The 22778-nt window shown below is 71.7% G+C and carries 20 protein-coding genes; 10 read left to right on the top strand and 10 right to left on the bottom strand.

All coding sequences use genetic code 11. The annotated features are described in order from the left end of the window. Positions 1–9: 9 nt before the first annotated feature. The 3 genes from gnd to dnaA form a co-directional block, all read right to left on the bottom strand. Positions 10–882 (bottom strand): phosphogluconate dehydrogenase (NAD(+)-dependent, decarboxylating), encoded by an 873-nt coding sequence (gnd, locus tag GA0070562_RS00915; RefSeq protein ID WP_091413544.1) that lies wholly within the window; start codon positions 880–882, stop codon positions 10–12. Positions 883–922: 40 nt separating this feature from the next. Beyond that, positions 923–2056, bottom strand: a complete 1134-nt coding sequence (gene dnaN, locus GA0070562_RS00910) for a DNA polymerase III subunit beta (protein ID WP_091413542.1) — start codon at positions 2054–2056, stop codon at positions 923–925. A gap of 1554 nt (positions 2057–3610) precedes the next feature. After that, positions 3611–5455, bottom strand: a complete 1845-nt coding sequence (dnaA, locus tag GA0070562_RS00905; RefSeq protein WP_091413540.1) for a chromosomal replication initiator protein DnaA — start codon at positions 5453–5455, stop codon at positions 3611–3613. A 574-nt stretch (positions 5456–6029) separates the two neighbouring features. Here dnaA and rpmH point away from each other — a divergent pair. The 9 genes from rpmH (at position 6030) to GA0070562_RS30510 (ending at position 15039) form a co-directional block, all read left to right on the top strand. Then, entirely contained in the window at positions 6030–6167 is a 138-nt protein-coding gene (rpmH, locus tag GA0070562_RS00900) for a 50S ribosomal protein L34 (protein WP_091100492.1), read from the top strand. Positions 6168–6201: 34 nt separating this feature from the next. Next, a complete protein-coding gene (gene rnpA / locus GA0070562_RS00895; RefSeq protein ID WP_091413538.1) occupies positions 6202–6615 on the top strand; it encodes a ribonuclease P protein component in 414 nt (137 codons plus the stop codon). 44 nt (positions 6616–6659) lie between these two features. Further along, entirely contained in the window at positions 6660–6896 is a 237-nt protein-coding gene (gene yidD / locus GA0070562_RS00890; RefSeq protein ID WP_208577689.1) for a membrane protein insertion efficiency factor YidD, read from the top strand. Continuing rightward, positions 6897–7883, top strand: a complete 987-nt coding sequence (gene yidC / locus GA0070562_RS00885; protein WP_091413534.1) for a membrane protein insertase YidC — start codon at positions 6897–6899, stop codon at positions 7881–7883. A 210-nt stretch (positions 7884–8093) separates the two neighbouring features. Beyond that, on the top strand, positions 8094–8684 hold the full coding sequence (locus GA0070562_RS00880) for a Jag family protein (RefSeq protein WP_091413532.1): 591 nt from the start codon (positions 8094–8096) through the stop codon (positions 8682–8684). 341 nt (positions 8685–9025) lie between these two features. Next, positions 9026–9778, top strand: coding sequence for a 16S rRNA (guanine(527)-N(7))-methyltransferase RsmG (gene rsmG / locus GA0070562_RS00875; protein ID WP_307800321.1), 753 nt, complete (start codon positions 9026–9028; stop codon positions 9776–9778). A 246-nt stretch (positions 9779–10024) separates the two neighbouring features. After that, positions 10025–11362, top strand: coding sequence for a ParA family protein (locus GA0070562_RS30845; protein ID WP_091413527.1), 1338 nt, complete (start codon positions 10025–10027; stop codon positions 11360–11362). A gap of 27 nt (positions 11363–11389) precedes the next feature. Continuing rightward, the gene (locus GA0070562_RS00865; RefSeq protein ID WP_091413515.1) at positions 11390–12430 is read left to right on the top strand and encodes a ParB/RepB/Spo0J family partition protein; all 1041 of its coding nucleotides are present in this window, start codon (positions 11390–11392) and stop codon (positions 12428–12430) included. A gap of 1679 nt (positions 12431–14109) precedes the next feature. Then, positions 14110–15039 (top strand): hypothetical protein, encoded by a 930-nt coding sequence (locus GA0070562_RS30510; protein ID WP_254663701.1) that lies wholly within the window; start codon positions 14110–14112, stop codon positions 15037–15039. A 2-nt stretch (positions 15040–15041) separates the two neighbouring features. Here GA0070562_RS30510 and GA0070562_RS00855 read toward each other — a convergent pair whose 3' ends face one another. Together GA0070562_RS00855 and GA0070562_RS00850 are read right to left on the bottom strand one after the other, a co-directional pair. Further along, on the bottom strand, positions 15042–16037 hold the full coding sequence (locus GA0070562_RS00855) for a D-alanine--D-alanine ligase family protein (protein ID WP_013477531.1): 996 nt from the start codon (positions 16035–16037) through the stop codon (positions 15042–15044). A gap of 7 nt (positions 16038–16044) precedes the next feature. Next, positions 16045–17358: an aminotransferase-like domain-containing protein gene (locus GA0070562_RS00850; RefSeq protein ID WP_091415967.1), complete on the bottom strand. Its 1314-nt coding sequence runs from the start codon at positions 17356–17358 to the stop codon at positions 16045–16047. Between the two features lie 283 nt (positions 17359–17641). Here GA0070562_RS00850 and GA0070562_RS00845 point away from each other — a divergent pair, with 283 nt between their 5' ends. Then, positions 17642–18307 carry a GNAT family N-acetyltransferase gene (locus GA0070562_RS00845; protein ID WP_091413513.1) on the top strand — a complete coding sequence of 222 codons (666 nt, stop codon included), beginning with the start codon at positions 17642–17644 and terminating at the stop codon, positions 18305–18307. An 8-nt stretch (positions 18308–18315) separates the two neighbouring features. Here GA0070562_RS00845 and GA0070562_RS00840 read toward each other — a convergent pair whose 3' ends face one another. The 5 genes from GA0070562_RS00840 to sigM form a co-directional block, all read right to left on the bottom strand. Next, positions 18316–19476 carry an N-acetylmuramoyl-L-alanine amidase gene (locus GA0070562_RS00840; protein ID WP_091415964.1) on the bottom strand — a complete coding sequence of 387 codons (1161 nt, stop codon included), beginning with the start codon at positions 19474–19476 and terminating at the stop codon, positions 18316–18318. Between the two features lie 162 nt (positions 19477–19638). Then, positions 19639–19962 carry a thioredoxin gene (gene trxA, locus GA0070562_RS00835; RefSeq protein WP_013289375.1) on the bottom strand — a complete coding sequence of 108 codons (324 nt, stop codon included), beginning with the start codon at positions 19960–19962 and terminating at the stop codon, positions 19639–19641. A gap of 35 nt (positions 19963–19997) precedes the next feature. Next, entirely contained in the window at positions 19998–20951 is a 954-nt protein-coding gene (gene trxB, locus GA0070562_RS00830; protein WP_091413511.1) for a thioredoxin-disulfide reductase, read from the bottom strand. Positions 20952–21127: 176 nt separating this feature from the next. Then, the gene (locus GA0070562_RS00825; RefSeq protein WP_091413509.1) at positions 21128–22069 is read right to left on the bottom strand and encodes a hypothetical protein; all 942 of its coding nucleotides are present in this window, start codon (positions 22067–22069) and stop codon (positions 21128–21130) included. Continuing rightward, a complete protein-coding gene (gene sigM / locus GA0070562_RS00820; protein ID WP_091413507.1) occupies positions 22066–22770 on the bottom strand; it encodes an RNA polymerase sigma factor SigM in 705 nt (234 codons plus the stop codon). The genes GA0070562_RS00825 and sigM overlap by 4 nt, the downstream gene beginning before the upstream one ends. Positions 22771–22778 lie beyond the last annotated feature (8 nt).

Raw genomic sequence — 22778 nt, 5'->3', positions numbered from 1 at the left:
GGATACCGGTCAGCGCTTGTGGACGGCGTGGCCGCCGAACTGCTGACGCAGCGCGGCGACGGCCTTCATCGCGGGCGAGTCGTCCTGCCGGGAGGCGAACCGGGCGAAGAGCGACGCGGTGATGACGTTGAGCGGTACGGCGAGCCGGACCGCCTCGTCCACGGTCCAGCGGCCCTCGCCGGTGTCCTCGGTGTAGCCGCTCAGCTCGGCCAGCTCCGGGTCCTCGTCGAGTGCCCGGTCCAGCAGGTCGAGCAGCCAGGACCGCACGACGGTGCCCTCACGCCACGACTTGAACACGCCGGGGACGTTCGTGACCAGCTCGGAGGCGGCCAGCAGCTCGTAGCCCTCGGCGTAGGCGTGCATCAGGCCGTACTCGATGCCGTTGTGCACCATCTTGGCGTAGTGGCCGGCGCCGACCGGGCCGGCGTGCACGAAGCCGAACTCGCCCTCGGGCTTGAGCGCCTCGAAGATCGGCATCAGGCGCTCGACGTGCTCCTGCGCACCGCCGACCATCAGCGCGTACCCGTTCTGCCGACCCCAGACGCCGCCGGAGACGCCGACGTCGATGTAGCCGATGCCCTGCTCGTTCAGCCGCTCGGCGCGCGGGGCGTCGTCGCTGAACCGGGAGTTGCCGCCGTCGATAATGATGTCGCCCTCGCCAAGCACACCGGCGAGCTCGTCGATGGTGGCGTCGGTGACGCCGGCGGGGACCATGACCCAGACCGCGCGGGGCGACTGGAGCTTCTCGGCCAGCTCGGCCAGGCTCGCGGCGTCGCTGATCTCCGGGTTGCGGTCGTAGCCGACCACCTCGTGCCCGGCGGCGCGCAACCGCTCCCGCATGTTGCCGCCCATGCGGCCGAGTCCTACCAGGCCGAGCTGCATCTGCTCCTACCTCCGTACGTCAGGGTCGTGCTGCCTGCGATCAGCGGGACACGCGGATCGGCATGATGAGGTACCGGTACCCCGGGATGACCTCGCCATCCTCGCCGGCCGGGGAGATGACCGCGGGCTTGAACGCGTCGACGAACCGGAGCAGGGCGTGCTGCGCGCCCAGGTTGGCCAGACCGTCGATGAGGTACTGCGGGTTGAAGCCGATGGTGAGCGGCTCGCCGGTGAAGGTGGCCTCCATGGCCTCGCTGGCCCGGGCCTCCTCGGTGCCGCCCGCCTCGACCACGAGACCGTCGGCGCTGAAGCTGAGCAGGACCGGGGTGGTGCGCTCGGCGACCAGCGCGACGCGCTTGACCACCTCGATGAGCGCGGCGACGGCGACGCGGGCCTCGGCGTTGTGGTCGGCCGGGAACAGCGAGCGCACCGGCGGGTAGTTGGCGCCGTCGAGCAGCCGGCTGGTGGTCCGGCGGGTGCCGCCGGAGAAACCGATCATGCCCTCGCCGGCCTTGCTGGACGACAGGGCCATGGTGACGTGGCCGCCGAGCGGGCCGAGCGCCTTCGCGGTGTCGTGCAGCGTACGGGCCGGCACCAGCGCGTTGAGGCTGATCTCCGGGTCGTCCGGGTTCCACTCCATCTCGCGCAGCGCGAGGCGGTAGCGGTCGGTCGCCAGCATGGCCATCGTGCCGCCGCTCAGCTCGATCCGGACGCCGGTCATCATCGGCAGCGTCTCGTCGCGACCGGCGGCCACCGCCACCTGGGCCACGGCGGAGGCGAAGGCGGCGGCGTCGACGGTTCCGGCGCTCTCCGGCATCTCCGGCAGCGTCGGGTAGTCCTCCACCGGCATGGTGGGCAGCGTGAACCGGGCGCTGCCGCAGACCAGTTCGAGGTGGGCGCCGACGGCGGCGATGTCCACCGGCTTGGCCGGCAGGGCCTTGGTGATCTCGGCGAGCAGGCGGCCGGAGACCAGGGCGGCGCCGTCCGCGTCACCCTGCACCTCGACGGTGACCTGGCTGGAGACCTCGTAGTCGAAGCCGGAGACCTGGAGGTTGCCGTCGGTGACCCGGAGCATCACCCCGGCCAGCACCGGTACGGAGGGTCGGTTGGGCAGGCTCTTGGCGGTCCACGCGACCGCCTCGGCGAGCGCGTCGCGCTCCACTCGGAACTTCATCAATGCCTCCGCGTCGACGTCAGCGACAACTCTCTCATGCCGACCGCTGCCACCCGTCCCGCCCGACCGTGCGGGTACCCATCGCACCTTAAGGCGCTGGGGCATCGGCTGTGCGCCCGACCCCGTGGATCCAGATGCCCGGGCGACTGCCGACGGCAGTGCTTCGGCCCGATCCACAGGAAGTCCAACGGTGATGATTGGTTTTTGTTGTTTAGAAGAGATAACTCATCGTCTTCATCGCACCTGTGCAAACTGTGGAGAACCCGCGTCCGCGCAGGTCAGACACGTTATCCACCGGTGGTTTGGCTGTGGAGAACCAGGGGTAAAACTCGTGTCCCGGTCCACAGCCCCCGCCTGCCGCCGGGTTTTCCACGGCTGTCCACCGGTTGTCCACCGGTAATCCACCGGTTTTCTCCCCAGCGCTGTGGACAGCGCCGGCAGCGTCCACAGCCGTCATCCCCAGAACCTTCAACAGCCTGCCCACAGGCAGGCCGTCTTCTGGGGACAACGTGATCGTCATCCCCAGGCATCCACAGCTTCGTCCCCAGGAGTTGTCCACAGTCTGTGGGTAACCGGTCGAGTGCGACGCGTGGTTGTCCACCGCCTGTGACACAGGGGCTGTGGACAACGGGTACGAGCTGTGGACGAGCACACGACCGATCCTCGGCCCTCGACCGGGTCGAGGGTCAACCCGTTCCCTCTGTCGGCTACTTGCCACCGGTCTCAACCGCCCGCCTCCGCCGCGCGTCCGCCGCCGATGGTCACCTTCATCACCTCAACCGCCCACCGAGCCCACCTCCTCCGCCGCCGGACTCCCGCCCGCCCGCTCCCGCCCTCACTCCCGCCCCCGCCCTCACTCCTGCCCCGCTCGTGTCGATCATGAAGTTGGCGGCATTGGGCGTCCGGTTTGTCACCGTCAACTTCATGATCGACGGGGAGGTCGGGGGTGAGGGCGGGACCGTGGCGGTGGGTGGGTCGCAGAGGCGGCCGGTCGTCCCGACGGGCCCGCGGCGGTCCGCAGGAGGCCCGGGCTGCCGGCTCCTGTCCCCGGGCTCCTCCCGGCTCCGCCCTTGGGCTCCTGCCTCCGGGCTAGCGGGTGCCGACCTAGCGGGTTCGGCCTAGCAGGTCGTTCGGGGCTAGCAGGTCGTTCGGGGCTAGCGGGTCGTTCCGGCTCGCGGCTCTCTGGCTGCCGGCCGTCCGGGGGTGCCTGCCGTGGCCGCGATCCGGAAACGCTGAGGTTCGGCGCTCAGCTCCCGAAAGATCTTGGTAGGAAACGGCCCCTATGGGGGCGCAAAGCTTCCAAGATCTGCAGTGGAGTCTGCGCGTAGATGCTGGCCGAGGGGTGGGGCCGGTCGTGGAGTTGCCGGTGCAGTGGGACACCGACGCTTCCCCGCTCGGCGACGTCCGCGCGTTCGCCCTGCCCCACTCTGTTGACCAAGGAGTTTGGGGCAGGAATGTCGTCTCTCCCGACACAAACTCCTTGATCACCGCGGAGCAGCGGGACCGGGGAGGTGAGGGAGGCGGGAGGCGAGGGAGGCGGCGCAGAGGGAACGGTCAGGTGTTCTGCTTGATGCGGTTGGTCAGCTCGGCGATCTGGTTGTACAGCGAACGCCGCTCCGCCATCTGCTGGCGGATCTTGCGGTCCGCGTGCATCACAGTCGTGTGGTCCCGGCCGCCGAACGCCTGCCCGATCCGGGGCAGCGACAGGTCGGTCAGCTCGCGGCACAGGTACATGGCCACCTGACGCGCGTTCACCAGCACCCGTGAGCGGGAGTGGCCGCGCAGGTCCTCCAGACTCACGCCGAAGTAATCGGCGGTGGAGACCATGATCTGATCCGCGGTGATCTCCGGGCCGGTGCCGTCGGGAATGAAGTCCCGCAGCACCTCCTCGGCCAGCGACAGCTCGACCGAGGAGCGGGTGAGGCTGGCGAAGGCGGTGACGCGGATCAGCGCACCTTCCAGTTCGCGGATCGAGTTCGACACCCGGGACGCGATGAACTCCAGGACGTCCGGCGGGGCGAACAGCCGCTCCTGAGCCGCCTTCTTCTGGAGGATCGCGATCCGCGTCTCCAGGTCCGGCGGCTGGATGTCGGCGAGCAGGCCCCACTCGAACCGCGTACGCAGCCGGTCCTCCAGCGTCGCCAGCTGCTTCGGCGAGCGGTCGGAGGTGATCACGATCTGCTTGTTGGCGTTGTGCAGCGTGTTGAAGGTGTGGAAGAACTCCTCCTGCGTCCGCTCCCGGTTCTCCAGGAACTGGATGTCGTCGATCAGGAGGATGTCCACGTCCCGGTAGCGGCGCTGGAACGCGCTCGTCTTGTCGTCACGCAGGGAGTTGATGAAGTCGTTCGTGAATTCCTCGGTCGAGACGTACCGGACCGAGCGCGCGTTGCCGAGCGTCGTGGCGTAGTGCCCGATGGCGTGCAGCAGGTGGGTCTTGCCCAGTCCGGAGCTGCCGTAGATGAACAGCGGGTTGTACGCCTTGGCCGGCGACTCGGCCACTGCCACGCTCGCGGCGTGCGCGAACCGGTTGGACGAGCCGATGACGAACGTCTCGAACATGTACTTCGGGTTGAGCCGGTTGCCGCCGCTCTCCGTACCGCCGGGGAGCCTTCGGTCGGCCTGGCCGCCGCCGGGGCGGTGGTGGTCGGTGCCACCCCGTCCGGGGCCGTTGTCGGTGGCGTCGTCGCGGGGCCGGCCGCGCATCGGCGCGGGGTCGGCGGCCGGGCTCTCCCGGTAGCGGGGCTCGTATCCGCCTGCGTCGGGCACCGAGGGCTCGACCCGGGTGCGCTCGTCGAAGGCGCGGCGTTCGGGCGCGGTACGCACCGGCTCGGCGAACGCGGCGCTGAAGAGCGTGTCCTGCGCGTCGCGGCCGGCCGGGATCAGGTGCGGGCGACCGCCGTCGGCGGTCCGCTGGCGCGGCGCCGGCTCGTCGAGCGGCTGCTCCGGGTGCGGTTCGGCGTACCCGGGCTCGGGGCGGGACTCGGCGTACCCGGATTCCGGGCGCGGCGACGGGTAGGCCGGGGCGGACGCGTGCGGGCCGGGCTGGTCGAAGCCGGGCAGCGGGGCGGCGCCGTCGTGCTCGGGCAGCGGCTCGGGGCTGCTGCGGTAGACCGTGCCGGCCGGGCGGGCGCGCGGGTCGTCGGCGACCCGTACGGTGACCGCCACCTGGATCGGCCGGCCGAGCCGGCGGCTCAACGCCTCGGTGATGGCCGGGCGGAGCCGGGACTCGATCACGTCCCGGGTGAAGGCGTCCGGCACCGAGAGCAGCGCGGTGTCCTCGACGATCGCCCGCAGCCGGGTGAGCCGGAGGTACGCCCGTTGCTGCGCGGAGATGATCTCGTCGGCGAGTTCGTCGGTGGTCGCCGCCCACACCGCGGCAAGGTCGGTCGCTCCGGTCACCGTCGTGCCACCCCCTCGCCTGCTCCTTCTCACGCCCGCCCGGACGGCTGACCGGTCGTCATCCACAAGTTATCCACAGCCTGTGTACCGACCGATTGTGGCCGCCCACCGGACGCGGGTCGGACCTGCCCCCCTCGATCCATGGAGGCGTTGAAGCGGGTTCACCGTGCCGAACGATTCAACAGCGTGTCCGGTCTTGCCGATCGGCGACAAACCCCGGACCCCCGACGCCGACCGCAATCGCGCACGCTAACAGCGCGGACCCCACAGCATCAACCGGCGACACCCTGACGACCTTGGCAACATCAGTGAAAACCGCCCCTTCGGTCGCGCTTGCCCGCAGGTCGGACGCCCGAGTGTGACGTTGACGGTCATTGCGCCCCTGCGTAGGCTGGAGCGGCTGCTCTCTCGCCCTCTGCTAGGGTGATTGATGCTTGCTGTCCGTGGCTGTCACCCGCATCGCCGGGGAGAGTGTCACGGCAGCGCCGATCGGAGGTCACCGACAGGTGATCTGGACCAGCACACGACCCCGGGCGATCCGCCGCGCGGGGCGTACGACAACGGAGAGCCTGACGTGAGCAAGCGCACCTACCAGCCGAACACCCGCCGGCGCGCGAAGACCCACGGCTTCCGGCTGCGCATGCGCACCCGTGCCGGCCGCGCCATCATCTCGACCCGTCGCTCCAAGGGCCGCGCCCGCCTGTCGGCCTGACGCCGACAGGTCCGGTCCGGGGACGTGGGCAGTCGTGCTGGCCGCCGCACAACGACTGCGGCGCAGTAACGACTTCGCCGCAGCGGTTCGCGGTGGCCGACGCGTCGGCCGTGGCGCCGTCGTGGTCCACCTGACCCTCCCCGAGCCGATCGGCACCACCGCGACACTCTCGCCGGAGCCGGCGCGAAGCATCGGTGCGGAGACCTCCGCACCGAGCCGCGCCGGCTTCGTCGTGTCCAAGGCCGTCGGCGGCGCGGTGGTCCGCAACAAGGTCCGCCGTCGGCTCCGGCACCTGGTCCGCGAGCGGCTGGCCGAGCTGCCCGCCGGCACCACCCTCGTGGTACGCGCACTGCCCGCGGCCGCCGACGCGACGTACGCCCGGCTCGGGGCCGACCTGGACGCCGCCCTCGCCGCCGCGCGGGCGCCCCGGGGACGGCGGTCGCGGTGACCGGCCCGACGACGGCGACTCCGTCGCCCACAACCGGTGCCCGCATGCTGCTGGCGCCTATCATCGCGTACCGTCGGTGGATAAGTCCGGCACTGCCGGCCCGCTGCCGGTTCTACCCGTCGTGCAGTGCCTACGCCGTGGAGGCGGTGTCCCGGCACGGTGCGCTGCGGGGAGCCTGGCTGACGGTCCGTCGGCTGTCGCGCTGCCATCCCTTCCACCCTGGTGGACACGACCCGGTTCCGGAGCCGGGCGACCGCCGTTCCGACGTGACTGGAGCCTGAGTGTTTAGTCTCGACTGGATCTACTACGCGATCTCGTGGATCCTGCTGGCCTGGCACTCGGCCTGGGACGCCATCGGAGTTCCGGTCGGGGCCGTGATCGGTACGAACTGGGCCTGGATCCTCGCCATCATCTTCCTGGTGGTGACGGTCCGGGTGATCCTGTTCCCGGTCTTCGTCAAGCAGATCAAGTCGCAGCGTGCCATGCAGGCGCTCCAGCCCAAGGTGAAGGAGCTCCAGGAGAAGCACAAGGGTGACCGGGAGACGCTCCAGAAAGAGATGATGGAGCTCTATCGGAAGGAAAAGGCCAACCCGCTCATGGGCTGCCTTCCGATGTTCCTCCAGATCCCGGTCTTCCTGGGCCTGTTCCACACGTTGCGCCGCCTCAGCCCGGACAACCAGGGCAAGACCCTGTACGGCTGGACCGTCGACCAGTTCAACAGCGCCTCGAACGCGACGCTCTTCACCGCGCCGATCTCCGGCAAGTTCGGCTCCACCGCCGAGGAGCTCAGCCGGCTGGGCGCGAGCACCGGCACCGTCAAGGTCGTCGCCGGCATCCTGGTGATCATCATGATCGCCACCACCTACCTGACCAGCCGTCAGATGATCCTCAAGACCGGGTGGGCCGAAGACCCGCAGCAGCGCATGGTGCAGCGGCTGATGCTCTACGGCATCCCGCTGTCGCTGCTGATCTCGGGGGCGATCTTCCCGATCGGTGTGATCATCTACTGGGTCACCAACAACCTCTTCACGCTCGGTCAGCAGCAGTGGGTGCTGCGGAAGTTCCCGCCGCCGCCGACCGCGAAGAGCACCAGCGCCGCCAAGAGCCCGGCGCAGCCGACGAAGGCCGGTGGCCTGTTCGGCCGCAAGGCGGCCCAGCCGCCGGCGAAGGCTCCGGCCGCCGCGCCGAAGGTGGCCGGCCCCAAGCCGGGCGCCAAGCCGGTCAACCCGAAGAAGGGCGGCAGCAAGCCCGCCAAGCGACAGGGCTGAGCCCACAGGGCCACCGTCGCGACGCCGGCGGTGGCCCGTTCCGGCCGTGTGCTGCCATCCGAGGAGTCGGCGCCGGGCCGGAATCGCCGCGCGGAGCGCGGACACGGGCGAAACTGGCCCGTACAGACGTGCCCGAGGGCACCCGGCGAACCTCCCGCCGGCCCCGGGAGACCAGCGGACCCCCGACGGTCCGGCCGAGCGAGTACGGAGATGAGACCCGTGACCGAGACCAGCATCCCCAGCGCCGACCAGTCCCTGGACGAGGAGACCCCCGTTACCGCCGCCACCGAGACCGAGGACGCCGCAGGCGAGGCCCGGGAGAAGAAGGCCCCGGCCGAGAGCGACCTGTTCCGGCAGAGCGAGATCGCCGCCGACTACGTCGAGGGTCTGCTGGACATCCTCGACTACGACGGCGACATCGACGAGCTGGTCTCCGGTGGCCGTCCGGTCGTCGAGGTGGTCGGCGGCCGGCTCCAGAACCTGGTCGGCCAGCGCGGCGCGACTCTGGAGGCGCTCCAGGAGCTGGCGCGGCTGGCCGTGTTCCGTCAGACCGGCACCCCGAGCCGGCTGCTGCTCGACGTCGGCGGCTACCGGGCCGCCCGTCGCAAGGAGCTGGCCGCCGTGGCGAAGAACGCGGTTGAGAAGGTCAAGGAGCACGGCGAGCCGGTGCGCCTGGAGCCGATGTCCGCGTTCGAGCGCAAGTGCGTGCACGACGTGGTGAACGCGATGAGCGGGGTGGAGAGCGAGTCCGAGGGCGTCGAGCCCAACCGCCGCATCATCGTCCGGCCGGTGGCGGACTGAGGTCCGTGATCTCCGACGAGACGACGGCAGGAGCCGCGACCGGCCCGGGCGGTACGCCGCCCGGGCCGTCGGCTGTGCGCCCCGACAACACAATCGACCCGGTCTTCTCCGACGAGGACGGTCCGGCCGACCCGGCGTACCCGGGAAAGGCCGGGACCGACCCCGGCGAGCCCGCCTTCTCCGCCGAGCCGGCGGTGGTGAGCGGGATCGAGCCCGCCGACCCGGCGGTGGACGTGACACCCGCCTTCTCCGGTGAGCAGGCGGCGGATGTGACGCCGACCGACCCGGCCGCGGTGGCCGACCCGGTCTTCGCGGAGCCGTCGGAGGACGCACCGTCCCTCGTGGACGGTGACGCCGCGCCCGATCCGGCGTCGGCGACGCTGCCGCCCGAACTGGCGGAGGCCGCCCGCGCGTTGTTCGGCGATCGGCTCGACCTGGCCGCCGCGTACGCCGAACTGCTCGCCACCGACGGCGTGGTCCGCGGCCTGATCGGCCCTCGCGAGACGCCGCGGCTCTGGGAGCGGCACCTGCTCAACTGCGCGGTGGTGGCGGAACGGATCCCGGAGGGCGCCAGCGTGATCGACGTCGGCTCCGGTGCCGGGCTGCCCGGTCTGGTGCTGGCGATCGCGCGTCCGGACCTGACCGTGACGCTCGTGGAGCCGCTGGCTAGACGGACCACCTTCCTGATCGAGGCGGTACAGCGTCTCGGCCTGACCCGGGACGTCCGTGTGTTCCGTGGGCGGGCCGAGGAGGCGGCGGCCGGCTCGCGTGACCGGGAACCGCTGAGCGCCGACATCGTGACGGCCCGCGCGGTGGCGCCGCTGGACCGGCTCGCCTCCTGGTGCCTGCCGCTCCTGGCTCCCGGCGGCCGGCTCGTCGCGCTCAAGGGCGCATCGGCGGCCGACGAGATCACCGAGCACGCCGAGGCCGTGATCCGCCTCGGCGGTGGGACGCCGGAACTGCATCGCTGCGGCGAAGGGGTGATCGAACCCCCGGCGACGGTGGTCGAGGTGGTCCGGGAGCGCGTGGTCAACCCGCGTCGTCCGAAGAAGCCGAAGCGGTCGCGCGGCGGTCGCCGTCGCGGTGACCGCTGAGGGGTACGCCATTCCGCACGCCCCGTCCGGTCGTTGGACCGGTGGGGCGTGACGCGATCGATCGCAACCCGACATGGACCCACCGCGCCCGTCGGCCGTAGGCTGACCGCGCGTCGATAGTGTGGAACGGCGGTGCCGGGCGGCACCCGAACCCGACGGTTTCCCGCCGAGCCGACAGCGCCACGCGAGGCGCGGACGCGATTCGACGGGTGCGGACCGACCATCCGGAGCGGGTAGGGATGACAGGTGCATGACGACGGCAGGTACGACGATCCACGGTTGACCGGACCAGGGGGCCAGCCCTCCGCCGACCCCGTTTCACGTGAAACCAACTACCAGGAGTGGACGGTGAACGAGTCCGGCGAACCGTCTTCCCCGCACCCGGCTCAGCCGTCCAAGCGACGGGAGTCGCCGGCCGCCGGGCCCGTGCGTCCTGTCTCGTCCGTGCCGGCGAACGTACCGCCGGCCCGCGACCCGCTCGACCCGGCCGACGGTCCGGTGAACGCACCGACCCCGCGCCCGCCCGCGGTGCGGGCGAACGCCGCGGTGCCCACCCGCTACGAACCCCAGCCGCCCGTCTCGGCCGTGCCGCACCAGGCCGTCCCCGAGGTCACCGTGGCACCGTCCGACACGCCACAGGCAGACGGGTACGGGGACGAGGTAGACGCCAGCACGTACGTTTCACGTGAAACCCCGACGCGCGAAGAGGATGATCCACCGTTGGCTATGGAGGCGATGCGCGCCGTGCAGATCCTGAATCCCAGTGGCGAGGTCACCATGCCCCGCCCCGACCGGACCCGGGTGATGTGCGTCGCCAACCAGAAGGGCGGCGTGGGTAAGACGACCACCACCGTGAACCTCGCAGTGGCGCTCGCCCTGCACGGCAACCGGGTTCTCGTGGTCGATCTTGACCCCCAGGGCAACGCCTCCACCGGTCTGAACGTGCCACACCACACGGGCGTGCCCGACGTGTACGACTGCCTGATCGACAGCGTGCCGCTGGAGGAGGTGGCTCAGGCCGTCGAGGGCATCCCGAACCTGTGGTGCGTACCGGCCACGATCGACCTGGCCGGTGCCGAGATCGAACTGGTCTCGGTGGTCGCCCGGGAGTCCCGCCTGGCGCGGGCCATCGCCGCGTACCCGGGGCACTTCGACTACGTCTTCATAGACTGCCCGCCGTCGCTCGGCCTGCTCACAGTCAACGCGCTCGTGGCCGCGCAGGAGGTGCTGATCCCGATCCAGTGCGAGTACTACGCGCTGGAGGGCCTCAACCAGCTGATCAACAACATCAACCTGGTTCGTCAGCACCTCAACCCGAAGCTCGAGGTCTCCACCATCCTGCTCACCATGTACGACAGGCGTACCCGGCTGGCCGACGCGGTGGAGCAGGACGTCCGGAACCACTTCGGCGACAAGGTCCTCCAGGCCGTCATCCCCCGCAACGTGCGTGTCTCCGAGGCGCCGAGCTACGGCCAGTCGGTGATGACCTACGATCCCGGTTCGCGGGGGGCCACGAGTTACTTCGAGGCCGCCCAGGAGATCGCGGAGCGAGGCGTCAAGGAGCCGGTGAGCCGGAATGCGTAGTGCGGAGATGTCGCTGGGAGGCGTCGCATGAAGAACCGTCCCCGCGGCGGACTGGGCCGAGGGCTCGGTGCCCTCATTCCCACCGGACCGGTACCGGGCGCCGAGCCGGCGGCAGCCGAGCCGGAGTCGTCGGCCGCTGCCGCGTCGCCGTCGGCTCCGGTCGCAGGCGCGACCGCTGCCATTACCGGCGGCGTCGGAAGTACCCCGCTTCCGGCCGTGGAGCCCGAGCCTCAGCTGAGCCCGGTGCCCGGTGCCCGCTTCGCGGAGATCCCGGTCGACGCGATCGTGCCGAACCCGAAGCAGCCCCGGCACGTCTTCGACGAGGAGGCGCTGGAGGAACTGAAGACCTCGATCCAGGAGGTCGGCTTCCTCCAGCCCATCGTGGTTCGCCAGCTCGACCCCGAGAAGTTCGAACTCGTGATGGGCGAGCGGCGCTGGCGTGCCGCCCAGGCGGTCGGCCGGGAGACTATCCCCGCGATCGTCCGGGACACCAAGGACGACGCGATGCTCCGGGACGCGCTCCTGGAGAACATCCACCGCGCCAACCTCAACCCGCTCGAAGAGGCCGCGGCGTACCAGCAACTGCTGGAGGAGTTCGGTGCCACGCACGAGGAGCTGGCCCGGCGGATCGGCCGCAGCCGCCCTCAGATCTCCAACACCATCCGGCTGATGAATCTGCCGCCCGCCGTGCAGCGCCGAGTCGCTGCCGGTGTCCTGTCCGCCGGCCACGCCCGGGCTCTGCTCAGCCTCGACAACGCCGAGGCGCAGGAGGCGCTCGCGGAGCGGATCGTCCGTGAGGGCATCACCGTCCGGGGCGCCGAGGAACTGGTACACCTGGCGCTCGCCGAGGAGCCGGCGAAGTCGGCCGCCGCCAAGCGCCGGCCGAAGCCGCACGCCCCGGCGCTCACCGATCTCGCGGACCGGCTCTCCGACCGGTTCGACACTCGGGTGAAGGTCGACATCGGCCGCAGCAAAGGCAAGATCACGATCGAGTTCGCCACCGTCGACGACCTGGAACGGATCGTCGGGATCATCGGTGTCGGCGAGGACGGGCAGCCCCAGGCGTAGCCCGGTTCCTCCGGTTGTCGATCCGGCCGCACCGCCCGATGAGGGGGTGCGGCCGGATCTGTGTTCGAGGGCCGCTGTCGGTGCCGCATCTGCGCGACCGGATCGGGCAGCTCGTCTCCCTGATCGTGCCGGGCTCGTCGGCTGCCAACCGCCGCCCGTGGTTTCACGTGAAACGGGGAGAGGCGGATGAGGCGTGCTGCACTCGTCGAGGATCTTGTGGGCTTGGCCGGGTGCCGGGTGCCGGGCGACAGGCGACAGGCTGAACGGCCGGACATTCCAGAGGGCGCTCGACGTCACTCGGGCCGGTGCCGGCCCCGCGATGAGAGTTGGTGCCAGCCGGCAGGCAGCGATGAAGGCCGGCACCAGCCGGTCGGTGCCGATAGGAGCCGAGCCGGCTTCAACGGGTGAGGAACCCGTCCCTTGACTGACTGGCTCGTCTGCCCGATCCACGGCTTGGTCGTCGGCCCGGAGCGCGCCGCCGATCCGCCGCGAACCGAGCGTGCGTCGGAAGAACCACCCAGGGGGCGAACCCTGGTCTCCCCCCGGTACGGAGGGGCTCATTCCTTCAGGGCCGCGCCCGTCACGCGGACTCGGCCGCAGTGCTGAGCGCCGGGGCCTGACGGCTCCGGCTCGCGGTGAAGCCGGGTTCCACCGGCAAGTAGCACTCGGCACTCGGCACCGGGCACCGGGCACTCGGCACTCGGTCCGACTGGCCGGAGCCGGCTGGGCCTCGCTGCGCCGCAGGGCCGGCCGTGTGCGCTTCGTTCCGTCCTGCCGGATGAGGCGGGGCCCTCAGGATGTCGGATGAGGAGTGGACCTCAGGCCGTCGGATGAGGCGGGGACCGCGAGCGCCTGAGGTGAGCCAGAGGGCCGGGCGCTGCTGGCGAGCCTCACGCATCGGATCGGTATGACGAGCGCCGTGTACGACGAGCCCCGGGCACGACCACCTCCGACCATCGGGCCGGGCACGACGACCCCGAACCGTCGAACCGTGCGCGGTAAGCCCGGCCTCTCGACTCCCGCGGACGGTGCCGTCCTAGCGGACCGTGCCTGGCCCACAGCCTCATCAGCGCACGCGAACCCCGTGAGGTTGGCGTTCCGTTTCACGTGGAACGGCGGCGCTCCACTCCCGTCCGCGCGTTGAGCTGCGCCGAGCACAAATGGATGAGGCGCGGCGCTCGGAGTATGAGGGTTGAGCGGTAGTCCTCGCGGAACGCCACCGCCTCCCCGAGGGCGGCCGTCTCGCGGCCCGTTCCAGCCGGCGTTCTCCCGATGACTCGTCTGTCTTGCCGCCAGCCCGAAGAAGCCAGCCCGAAGAAGCAGTACCCGGGAAGGCGCCGGCTCGGCGTAGGGAGCGAGGCGACCCGCGCCCGACGGAGGGCCAGTACGTCCCGCCGTTTCACGTGAAACACGCACGAGAAGAAGCCGCCGGCGCCCGGTGCGGATCGGTCGTCGGATCGTTGGAAGAACGGGCCCAGACGCGTTCAGGGTTATCCACAGGGTTTGTCCACAGGCCCGCTTCGTTTCACGTGAAACGAAGCGAGGAAACCCTTGCTGAGCAGTGCATGACGCGCTGTACTGGTGATCTCGGCAGCCTGTGGACAACGTGGTGGACAACCGGTGCGCGGCCTGTGGAACAGGTAGGGACAGGCGTCGCCAACTCGGTTAGGGTCAGCGTCGTGCCGGACACCCCTCCCTCAGTTCCCGACTTCACCCAGTGGCCGTCCTTCCCCTTCGAGGGCGATCTCCGCGTCAAGCAGCTCGACGAGCCCGTACCTTTCGAACCTCCCCGCCGCGGCGAGGCGGACCGGGAGTGCACCGCCTGCAACGCGCCCGACGAGGCGTACATCTGGGTCGGTGAGCGGTGGCGCGTCCGCGCCATGGACCGGCCCACCGGCCTGCCGATGGTCCTGATCCTGGAGTCCCGGTCGCACCTGGATCTGGGCGACCTGCCGAATCTGCTCGCCGCCGAGCTGGGCGTGATGACCGTCCGCCTGGAGCGGGCCGTCCGCTCGCTCGACGGTGTGGCCCGCGTCCACGTGAACCGGTGGGGTGACGGCTCGGCACACCTGCACCTGTGGTTCCTGGCCCGGCCGTACGGGCGGCTGCAACTGCGGGGCACGTTCCTGTCGCTGTGGGACTCGATCCTGCCCCCGATCTCCGAGGCGCAGTGGCGGGAGAACCTGGCGATGGTGGCCGCGTGGCTCGCCGAGTTCGGCGGCCGGCCGCTCGCCGAGCCGCCGCGCATCCAGTGGCAGGCTCCGTCGAGCTTCTCCCCGACCGCGTCCGCGGACGCCGCTGAGGAGCCCGAGGAGGAAGCCGCGTCCGTGATCGAGGCTGCGGACGAGATCCCCGAGTCCGAGGCGGCAGAGGCCGTCTCAGACCCCTCGGTGGGCCCTCCGGCATCGAACCCGGCATCGAACCCGGCATCGAGCCCGGCGTCGAGGCCGGCGCCGGACGCGGTGTCCGACCCGGTTTCCGACCCGGCAACCGACACCGGAGACGAGTCCGACGAGCAGGAGCGGGCGGGAAGCGCGCCGGACGAGGACGGCACGACAGCGGAGAACGCGCGACCGGGTGAGGGCGCGGCGCGTACCGCGCAGAGCTGAGGTCAGCGACGGCGGGCGGCGGCCCGGGTGACGAGCGTGCCGAGCACCCGGCCGAAGTCCAGCCCGGCCGCCTGAATCGCCAGCGGCAGCAGCGACGTCTCGGTCATGCCCGGCGAGACGTTGACCTCCAGCACGTGCGGGTCGCCTCCGGCGTCGACGATCAGGTCGACCCGGGACACGTCGCGCAGGCCCAGCGCGGTGTGCGCGGCGAGCGCCACCTCGGTCACCCGGGCGGTCGTCGCGGCGTCGAGCCGGGCAGGCGCGTGCCAGGTGGTACGCCCAGCGGTGTAGCGGGCCGCGTAGTCGTAGACGCCGTTGCGCGGCACGATCTCGACCGGGGGCAGGGCCTGCGGCCCCTTGCCGAGGTCGAGCACGGAGACCGCCACGTCCATCCCGGGGACGTAGCGCTCCACGAGCGCGGTCTGGTCGTACGCGAAACAACCCACCATCGCGGCCGGCAGCGACGCCGCCTCCCGGACCACGGCGGCGCCCAGTCCGGAACCGCCCTGCGCCGGCTTGACCATCAGCGGCAGCCCGAGGCGGTCGACGATCCGGTCCAGGACTGCCACCGCGCCCAGCTCGGAGAAACGGTCGTGCGGCAGCGCCACCCAGTCGGGCGTCGGGATGCCCGCCTCGCGCAGCACCGCCTTCGCAGAAGGCTTGTCCCAGGCGAGGCGGGACGACCGTGCGTCGCAACCGACGTAGGGCACGTCCCAGAGGTCGAGGACGCCGCGCAGCGAGCCGTCCTCGCCGGTGGCGCCGTGCAGGGCGATCACCACGGCGTCCGGCGGGTCGGCGGTCAGCGCGGGCAGCAACGCCACGTCGGCGTCGCGCAGTTCCGCGTCGACACCGACGGCGCGCAGCGCGTCGAGCACCCGGCGCCCCGACCGCAGTGAGACGTCCCGCTCGTAGGAGAGGCCGCCCGCGAGCACGAGCACGTGCAGCTCGTCGGCGGCGGATCCGGTCACGGGAGGCGGTGCGGCAGGGCTGTCGGACATGCGGGCATCATGCCAAGTCGGGACCGGGCGCGTCCGAGCCGCCCTGCCGACGGCGGGGTCCGGCACCGCCGACCGCGCCGAAGACCTTGCGCATGGCGATCTCCTGCTCCATCACCCCGGCCAGCCGGCGGACGCCCTCGCGGATGCGCTCCGGCGTCGGGAAGGAGAAGTTCAGCCGCATGTTCCCGGTGCCGGTGCCGTCGGCGTAGAAGCCGGTTCCCGGCACGTACGCGACGCGGGCGGCCACGGCGCGCGGCATCATCGCCTTGGAGTCGAGCCCGTCGGGCAGCGTCGCCCAGACGAACAGGCCGCCGCGCGGCGTGGTCCAGGTGGTGCCCTCGGGCATCAGGTCGGTCATCGCGTCGAGCAGCGCGTCCCGGCGCTCGCGGTAGACCTCGCGGTAGACCTTGAGCTGCTGCCGCCAGGGCATGGTGCCGAGGTACGTCGAGACGGCCGACTGCGCGTAGGCGCTCGGGCAGAGGATCTGCGCCTCGCTCGCGATGACCAGCTTGTCGCGGACCGCGTGCGGGGCCAGGATCCAGCCCACCCGCAGGCCCGGCGCGAACGTCTTGGAGAACGTGCTCAGGTAGAACACCCCGTCGCGCCGCCGGGCCCGCAGCGGCCTGGGCGCCTCGCCCTCGAAACCGAGCTGACCGTACGGGTCGTCCTCCACTACGAGCAGCCCGGCGCGCTCGCAGATGTCGAGCACCCGTTCGCGCCGCTCCTCGCTCAGCGTCACGCCGGCGGGGTTCTGGTAGGTGGGGATGGTGTAGAGGAACTTCACCCGCCGGCCGGCGCGCGCCAGGTCGGCGATGGCCACCTCCAGCGCCTCCGGGATGAGCCCCTCGTCGTCCATCGGCACGTGGGCGACCTGGGCCTGGGCGGCCTGGAACACCCCGAGCGCGCCGACGTACGTCGGGCCCTCGGCGAGCACCACGTCACCCGGGTCCAGGAAGAGGCGGGACACCAGGTCGAGGGCCTGCTGGCCGCCGACTGTGACCACCACGTCCTCGGGGGAGGCGCCGCAGAAGGCGTCGATCCCGGACAGGGACATCACCTCGCAGATCCGCTCGCGCAGCTCGAGGGTGCCCTGGCCGATGCCGTACTGGAGGGTGGTGGCGCCGTGCTCGGAGCCGAGCCGGCCGAGCATCTCGCCGACCGCGTCCAGCGGCAGCGCCGCGATGTAGGGTGCCCCACCGGCGAGCGAGACGACCTCCGGCCGGCTGGCCACCGCGAAGAGTGCCCGGATCTCCGAGGCGGTCATCCCGCGGACGCGCCGGGCGTACCGGTCGGTGTAGTCGTCGAGCGTCGTGCCGGTCATGGACATCACCTCGATCGGGTGTCGGCGGGGCTGCCGCCCGGTGTGGTACCCGCGATGCCGACATCCATTGGCGGCGGGGGCCGGTTGGTCGATCGTAGTCCCCGGTGACGGTCGCGGCACCGGCCGTGTGGACACGTCCACATCCCGGACCCGCCGGTCGGCCGTCCGGGCGGGGGTTCGCGCGTTCCCTCCCGTACCGCCGGACAGGGGCGTACGATCGCTCGTCGGGAGTAGGAGGGCGCGGGACTCACCGGCGCTCCGAGCCTATTGGTGGGGTGCGCTCATGTCGCGACGTCTGGTCAGCCTGACCCTGGACACGCTGGAGGACCTGCCTCGATCCTGCCGGCAGTGCGTCTACTGGGAGCTGGATCCGGTCTCCGCCGAGCGGGCCTGCGCAGCAGGTGACCCGGGCCTGGAGAAGGAGGCGTGGGTCTCCCAGACGCTGCTGGAGTGGGGTTCCTGCGGCAAGCTCGTCTACGTCGACGGCATGCCGGCCGGTTTCGTCATGTACGCCCCGCCGGCGTACGTCCCGCGCTCGATGGCGTTTCCCACCTCGCCGGTCTCGGCGGACGCGGCGCTGCTGATGACGGCGCACGTGGTGCCCGCCTTCGCCGACGGCGGCCTGGGCCGGATGCTCGTGCAGGGCGTGGCCCGCGACCTGACCAAGCGCGGCATCAAGGCGATCGAGGCGTTCGGCGACGCGAAGTTCGGCGACGACGCGAACGACCCGGCCCGCGCGTGCGTGGCGCCTGCCGACTTCTTCCTCTCGGTGGGCTTCAAGACGGTCCGGCCGCACCCGCGCTACCCCCGGCTGCGGCTGGAGCTGCGGACGGCGCTGAGCTGGAAGTCGGACGTGGAGTACGCGCTGGAGAAGCTGCTCGGCTCGATGAGCCCGGAGACGCTGCTGCGGCCGGTCCGCCCGGCGCCCGCCACCCGCTCGACGAGCTGAGCCGCGGGTCAGTCGACCACGGTGCCGGCGGCGACGATCGCCCGCAGTTCGCTCACGTCGATCGAGCCGGTCGGCACGTCCCGCTCGATCGGCAGGTACATCCGCTGCACGCCGGCCACGATGGCCTCGACGACCCGGTCCCGGAAGCGCGGGTCGACGAGCCGCGCCCGGTCGTCCGGTGAGGTGAGGTAGCCGACCTCGACGCGTACCGCTGGCATCCGGGTGAGCCGGAGCAGCTCCCACGCCTTGGCGTGGGAGCGGCAGTCGCGCAGCCCGGTGCGGGCCACGATCTCCCGCTGCACGAGCCCGGCCAGGCGTTCGCCGGTCGCCGACGTGACGCCGTTGTCGGTGCCGTAGTGGTAGGTGGCCACGCCCTCGGCCTCCGGGTTGGCGTGCCCGTCGGTGTGCAGGGAGATGAACACGTCGGCGCCGAGAGAGTTGGCGAGCTGGGCCCGGTCCGCGTCCGGCAGGCAGTCGCCGGGCGACGGGCCCCGGGTGAGCTGCACCCGTACGCCGGCGGCGGCGAGCCGCCCCTCCAGCCGGCTGGCGAGGTCGTGCACGAGGTCCGCCTCGCTCCAGCGCAGCGTGCCGTCGGGCACCACCACGCCCGGGTCGGTGCCCCCGTGGCCCGGGTCGATCACCACGGTCCGCCCGACGAGCGTCGGCCCGGCCTGCCGGATGGCGTCGGACTCGCGCAGCCACTGCGGGCGCCCGCCGACCACCTTGCGGCCGAGACGGCGCAGCGCGTTGACGGTGTGCGGCCCGCACGAGCCGTCCGGTTTGAGGCCCATCTCCCGCTGGAACTGTGCCACCGCGCGGGAGGTGCGGATGCCGTAGATGGCGTCGGCGCGACCCACGTCGTACCCCATCTCCAGCAGGCGTTCCTGGAGCGAGCGGACGTCCTCGCCGGTCAGCGGCTCGGGTACGGCGTGGTAGAGCGCGCGGGCGCCGAACCGCCAGCGGGCCGCGTCGAGCGCCCGCCAGGTCTCGGCGCCGACCCGCCCGTCGACGCTGAGGCCGCGGGACTGCTGGAAGGCCCGTACCGCGCGTTCGGTCTCGGCGTCGTAGTCGTCTCCGCAGGCCTCGGCGGGAAGAAGTTCCAGGCCGGCGAGGACGGTACGGATCTCGGCCACCGCCGGTCCCTGGTCACCGGGTCGGATCGGACGCACGACGACCCCCTCTGCACGGACGTTGGCGGACCGGAACTCCGACGGATGCCTACGGAGCGTACCGTGGCCGATACCCAGCGGGTTCGTGTTCATGCAGGTCAGGGAAGCCGCAACCCCCGCCACCGGGTGCGGTGACGGGGGTCGCGGCGGTGTCGGTACGGCTCAGAGCGCCGACTCGATGAGCTTGACCAGCTCGCCCTTCGGCTTGGCGCCGGCGATCGACTGCACCGGCTGGCCGTTCTTGAAGATGGTCAGCGTCGGCACCGACATCACCCGGTAGGCGCGCGCCGTCTCCGGGTTCTCGTCGATGTTGAGCTTGACGATGGTGACCTGGTCCTTCATCTCGCCGGCGATCTCCTCCAGCAGCGGCGAGACCTTGCGGCAGGGGCCGCACCACTCCGCCCAGAAGTCGACCAGAACCGGCTTGTCGGACTGCAGCACGTCGCTGACGAAGCTGGCGTCGGTGACCGCCTTGGTTGCTCCCACTATGAACTCTCCTCCGAACCTTGCTCGTGGAACTCTCAGCCCTGGATGGTGGCGATGAACCGCTCGGCGTCCAGCGCGGCGGCGCAGCCGGTGCCGGCCGCCGTGATGGCCTGCCGGTAGGTGTGGTCGACGAGGTCACCCGCCGCGAACACACCGGGCACGCTGGTACGGGTGCTGGGGGCCTGCACCTTCACGTAGCCCTCGTCGTCCAGTTCCACCTGACCGCGGAACAGCTCGCTGCGCGGGTCGTGACCGATCGCCACGAACACGCCCGTGACGTCGAGCACCTTGCTCTCGCCGGTGTGCACGTTGCGCACCCGTACGCCGTTGACCTTGCCGTCGTCGCCGAGGATCTCCTCGACCACTGTGTTCCACTCGACCTTGATCTTCTCGTTGCTCAGCGCGCGGTCGGCCATGATCTTGCTGGCGCGGAACGAGTCGCGGCGGTGGAGGATGGTCACCGACTCGGCGAAGCGGGTGAGGAAGCTGGCCTCCTCCATCGCCGAGTCGCCGCCGCCGACCACCACGATGTGCTGGTTGCGGAAGAAGAAGCCGTCACAGGTGGCGCAGGACGACACACCGTGGCCGAGGTATTCCTGCTCGCCCGGGACACCCAGCGGACGCCAGGCCGAACCGGTGGAGAGGATGACGGCGCGGGCGCGGTACGCGGTCTCGCCCACCCACACGGTGCTCACCGCGTCGGAGCCGATCTCGCCGGTGTCCTTCAGCTCGACCCGCGTCACGTCGTCGGTGAGGAACTCGGCGCCGAAGCGCTCTGCCTGCTTGCGCATGTTGTCCATCAGCTCGGGGCCGAGGATGCCGTCGGCGAAGCCGGGGAAGTTCTCCACCTCGGTGGTGGTCATCAACGCGCCACCCGACTGCACGCCCTCGATCACCAGTGGCTTCAGGTTGGCGCGGGCGGCGTAGACCGCCGCCGTGTAGCCGGCCGGACCGGAGCCGATGATGATCAGGTTGCGGACCTCGTCCACTGCCGTCTCCCGATGTGTGTGTTCGTCACCGGCCGCACCGATGTCGATCCCGAGGCCGACGGCTCTAGGGGCGCCGGCGCCTGACTTGCAGAACGTCATCGTACGAAGCGGGGATTCCCGAGCCGGTCATCCGGTGGGTCAGGTCACGTGGCGGGACAAGCGTCGTGACCGCGTTTTCACCCTACCCGCGTCCGGAACCGCGTGTCCGCGCCGGACCCGGGTACTCCGCACTCCGGCCCGCTCACCCAGCCCCAGCGGGCGCCGCCCGCGTCCGCGAACGTCACCACGAGCGCCGGGGCGCCTTGGAACCGGGCGTAGTCGACCATGTTCACGGTGAGCGGCCCGCCGGCGTGCTCGGCCCCGATCGCGGTGAGGCACGCGGCGAGCGTCTCCGGCCGGGTCAGCCGGTCCAGCCCGCCGAGCGCGCCGACGCGGTACTTCTCGGTGTACAGGGGCGTCTCCGCGCGGTCCTTCGCCGCGCCGGACGGCCCGGCCATGTCCTCCGGCATCGACTTCGCTCCGGCGGGCATCCGGCCGCCGGCGAGGCGTTCCGGCGTCCAGTCGGTGCCGCTGCGCACTGCCGGTCCGGTGGTCCGGTACGGCGCGTCGACCATCGGCGCCGCCTCCCGGGCCGCCTGGTCGGCCGTACCGCTGTCGCCCGGGTCGGCCAGCCGGCCGACACCGAGCCCCACCGCGGCGACCGAGGCGGCGGCCAGCGCCACCGGCCCGGCGATGCGGGCCCAGCGCCGGGGACGACGGCCGGGGCCGCTGTGCCGGTCGGGACGGGGGGCCGTGCCGGGTGGTCGGCTCGCGCCGACGGGCTGCGCCGGGACGACCGGCGTGCCGTCACGAAGCGCGGGGCCGGCCCCGGCGAGCGCCGCGGTGATCCGGTCGGCCACCACCTGGGGCATCTCCGGCGCGGGGGCCGCGGCCCAGCCGGCCAGGTCGGCGCCGACCAGGTCGACCGCGTCGGCGAGATTCTCGTACGCGGCACGCCACGCCGGGTCCTGCTCGACCAGCCGGGCCACTGTCGCCTGCTCGGGGGTGCCGTCCAGCGCCCCGCCGAGGTAGTCGGCGAGCAGGTCGTGGTCGACCTCGCTGAACTCCCGGGAAGTCACGGCTCCTCCTGGCTGACGGCCTGACGGGACACTCCCGACGAGGATCCGACGCCCTCGGGGCGCCTGCGGTTCCCGGAGGTGAGCCGCGGCACTTCGCCGGCCGGTGCGTCGGTGCCGGTACGCAGGTGGCCGAGCAGCGCGGCGAGGCGGGCCCGGCCCCGGGCGCACCGGCTCTTGACTGTTCCCTCGGCGACGCCGAGCATGGCGGCGACCTCGGCCACCGGGTAGCCCTGCACGTCGACCAGCACCAGCGCGGCCCGCTGTTCGGCGGGCAGTGCCGCGAGCGCCTGCCGGACCACGAGCGCGGTGTCGTGGTCGCGGGCCGGCGCGGCCGGTTCCGGACCGCCGGTGTGCCGGCCCGGTTCGCCGTCTGTGTGCACGCCGTCGGGCAGCGGGACGGTGGCGTGGGTCTGCCGCCGCCGGATCCGGTCCAGGCAGGCGTTCACCACGATGCGGTGCAGCCAGGTGGTGACCGCCGAGTCGCCCCGGAACCGGGCCGCGGCGCGGTGCGCCGACAGCATGGCGTCCTGGAGGGCGTCGGCGGCCTCCTCGCGGTCGCCGATCGTCCGCAGCGCGACCGCCCAGAGGCGGTCCCGGTGCCGCTGGAAAAGCTCGGTGAAGGCGTCCCGGTCACCCGCCGCGTGCGCCCGGAGCAGCTCCAGGTCGGAGCGGCCGGGCTGCGCGCCGTCGCGTTCCGCCATCACCACAT

The organism is Micromonospora tulbaghiae (assembly GCF_900091605.1).
In the GTDB taxonomy this organism is placed as follows: domain Bacteria; phylum Actinomycetota; class Actinomycetes; order Mycobacteriales; family Micromonosporaceae; genus Micromonospora; species Micromonospora tulbaghiae.
Note: the sequence above shows the minus strand (reverse complement) of the source record. Positions and strands in the feature narration are given on the sequence as shown.

Excerpts from the sequence above, each read along its gene's own strand:
- GA0070562_RS00855 (WP_013477531.1), bottom strand. The coding sequence starts at position 16,037 with ATGTCCGACAGCCCTGCCGCACCGCCTCCCGTGACCGGATCCGCCGCC.
- GA0070562_RS00880 (WP_091413532.1), top strand. The coding sequence starts at position 8,094 with ATGAGACCCGTGACCGAGACCAGCATCCCCAGCGCCGACCAGTCCCTG.
- dnaN (WP_091413542.1), bottom strand. The coding sequence starts at position 2,056 with ATGAAGTTCCGAGTGGAGCGCGACGCGCTCGCCGAGGCGGTCGCGTGG.
- GA0070562_RS00865 (WP_091413515.1), top strand. The coding sequence starts at position 11,390 with ATGAAGAACCGTCCCCGCGGCGGACTGGGCCGAGGGCTCGGTGCCCTC.
- sigM (WP_091413507.1), bottom strand. The coding sequence starts at position 22,770 with ATGGCGGAACGCGACGGCGCGCAGCCCGGCCGCTCCGACCTGGAGCTG.
- GA0070562_RS00845 (WP_091413513.1), top strand. The coding sequence starts at position 17,642 with ATGTCGCGACGTCTGGTCAGCCTGACCCTGGACACGCTGGAGGACCTG.
- yidD (WP_208577689.1), top strand. The coding sequence starts at position 6,660 with ATGCTGCTGGCGCCTATCATCGCGTACCGTCGGTGGATAAGTCCGGCA.
- gnd (WP_091413544.1), bottom strand. The coding sequence starts at position 882 with ATGCAGCTCGGCCTGGTAGGACTCGGCCGCATGGGCGGCAACATGCGG.
- GA0070562_RS00850 (WP_091415967.1), bottom strand. The coding sequence starts at position 17,358 with ATGACCGGCACGACGCTCGACGACTACACCGACCGGTACGCCCGGCGC.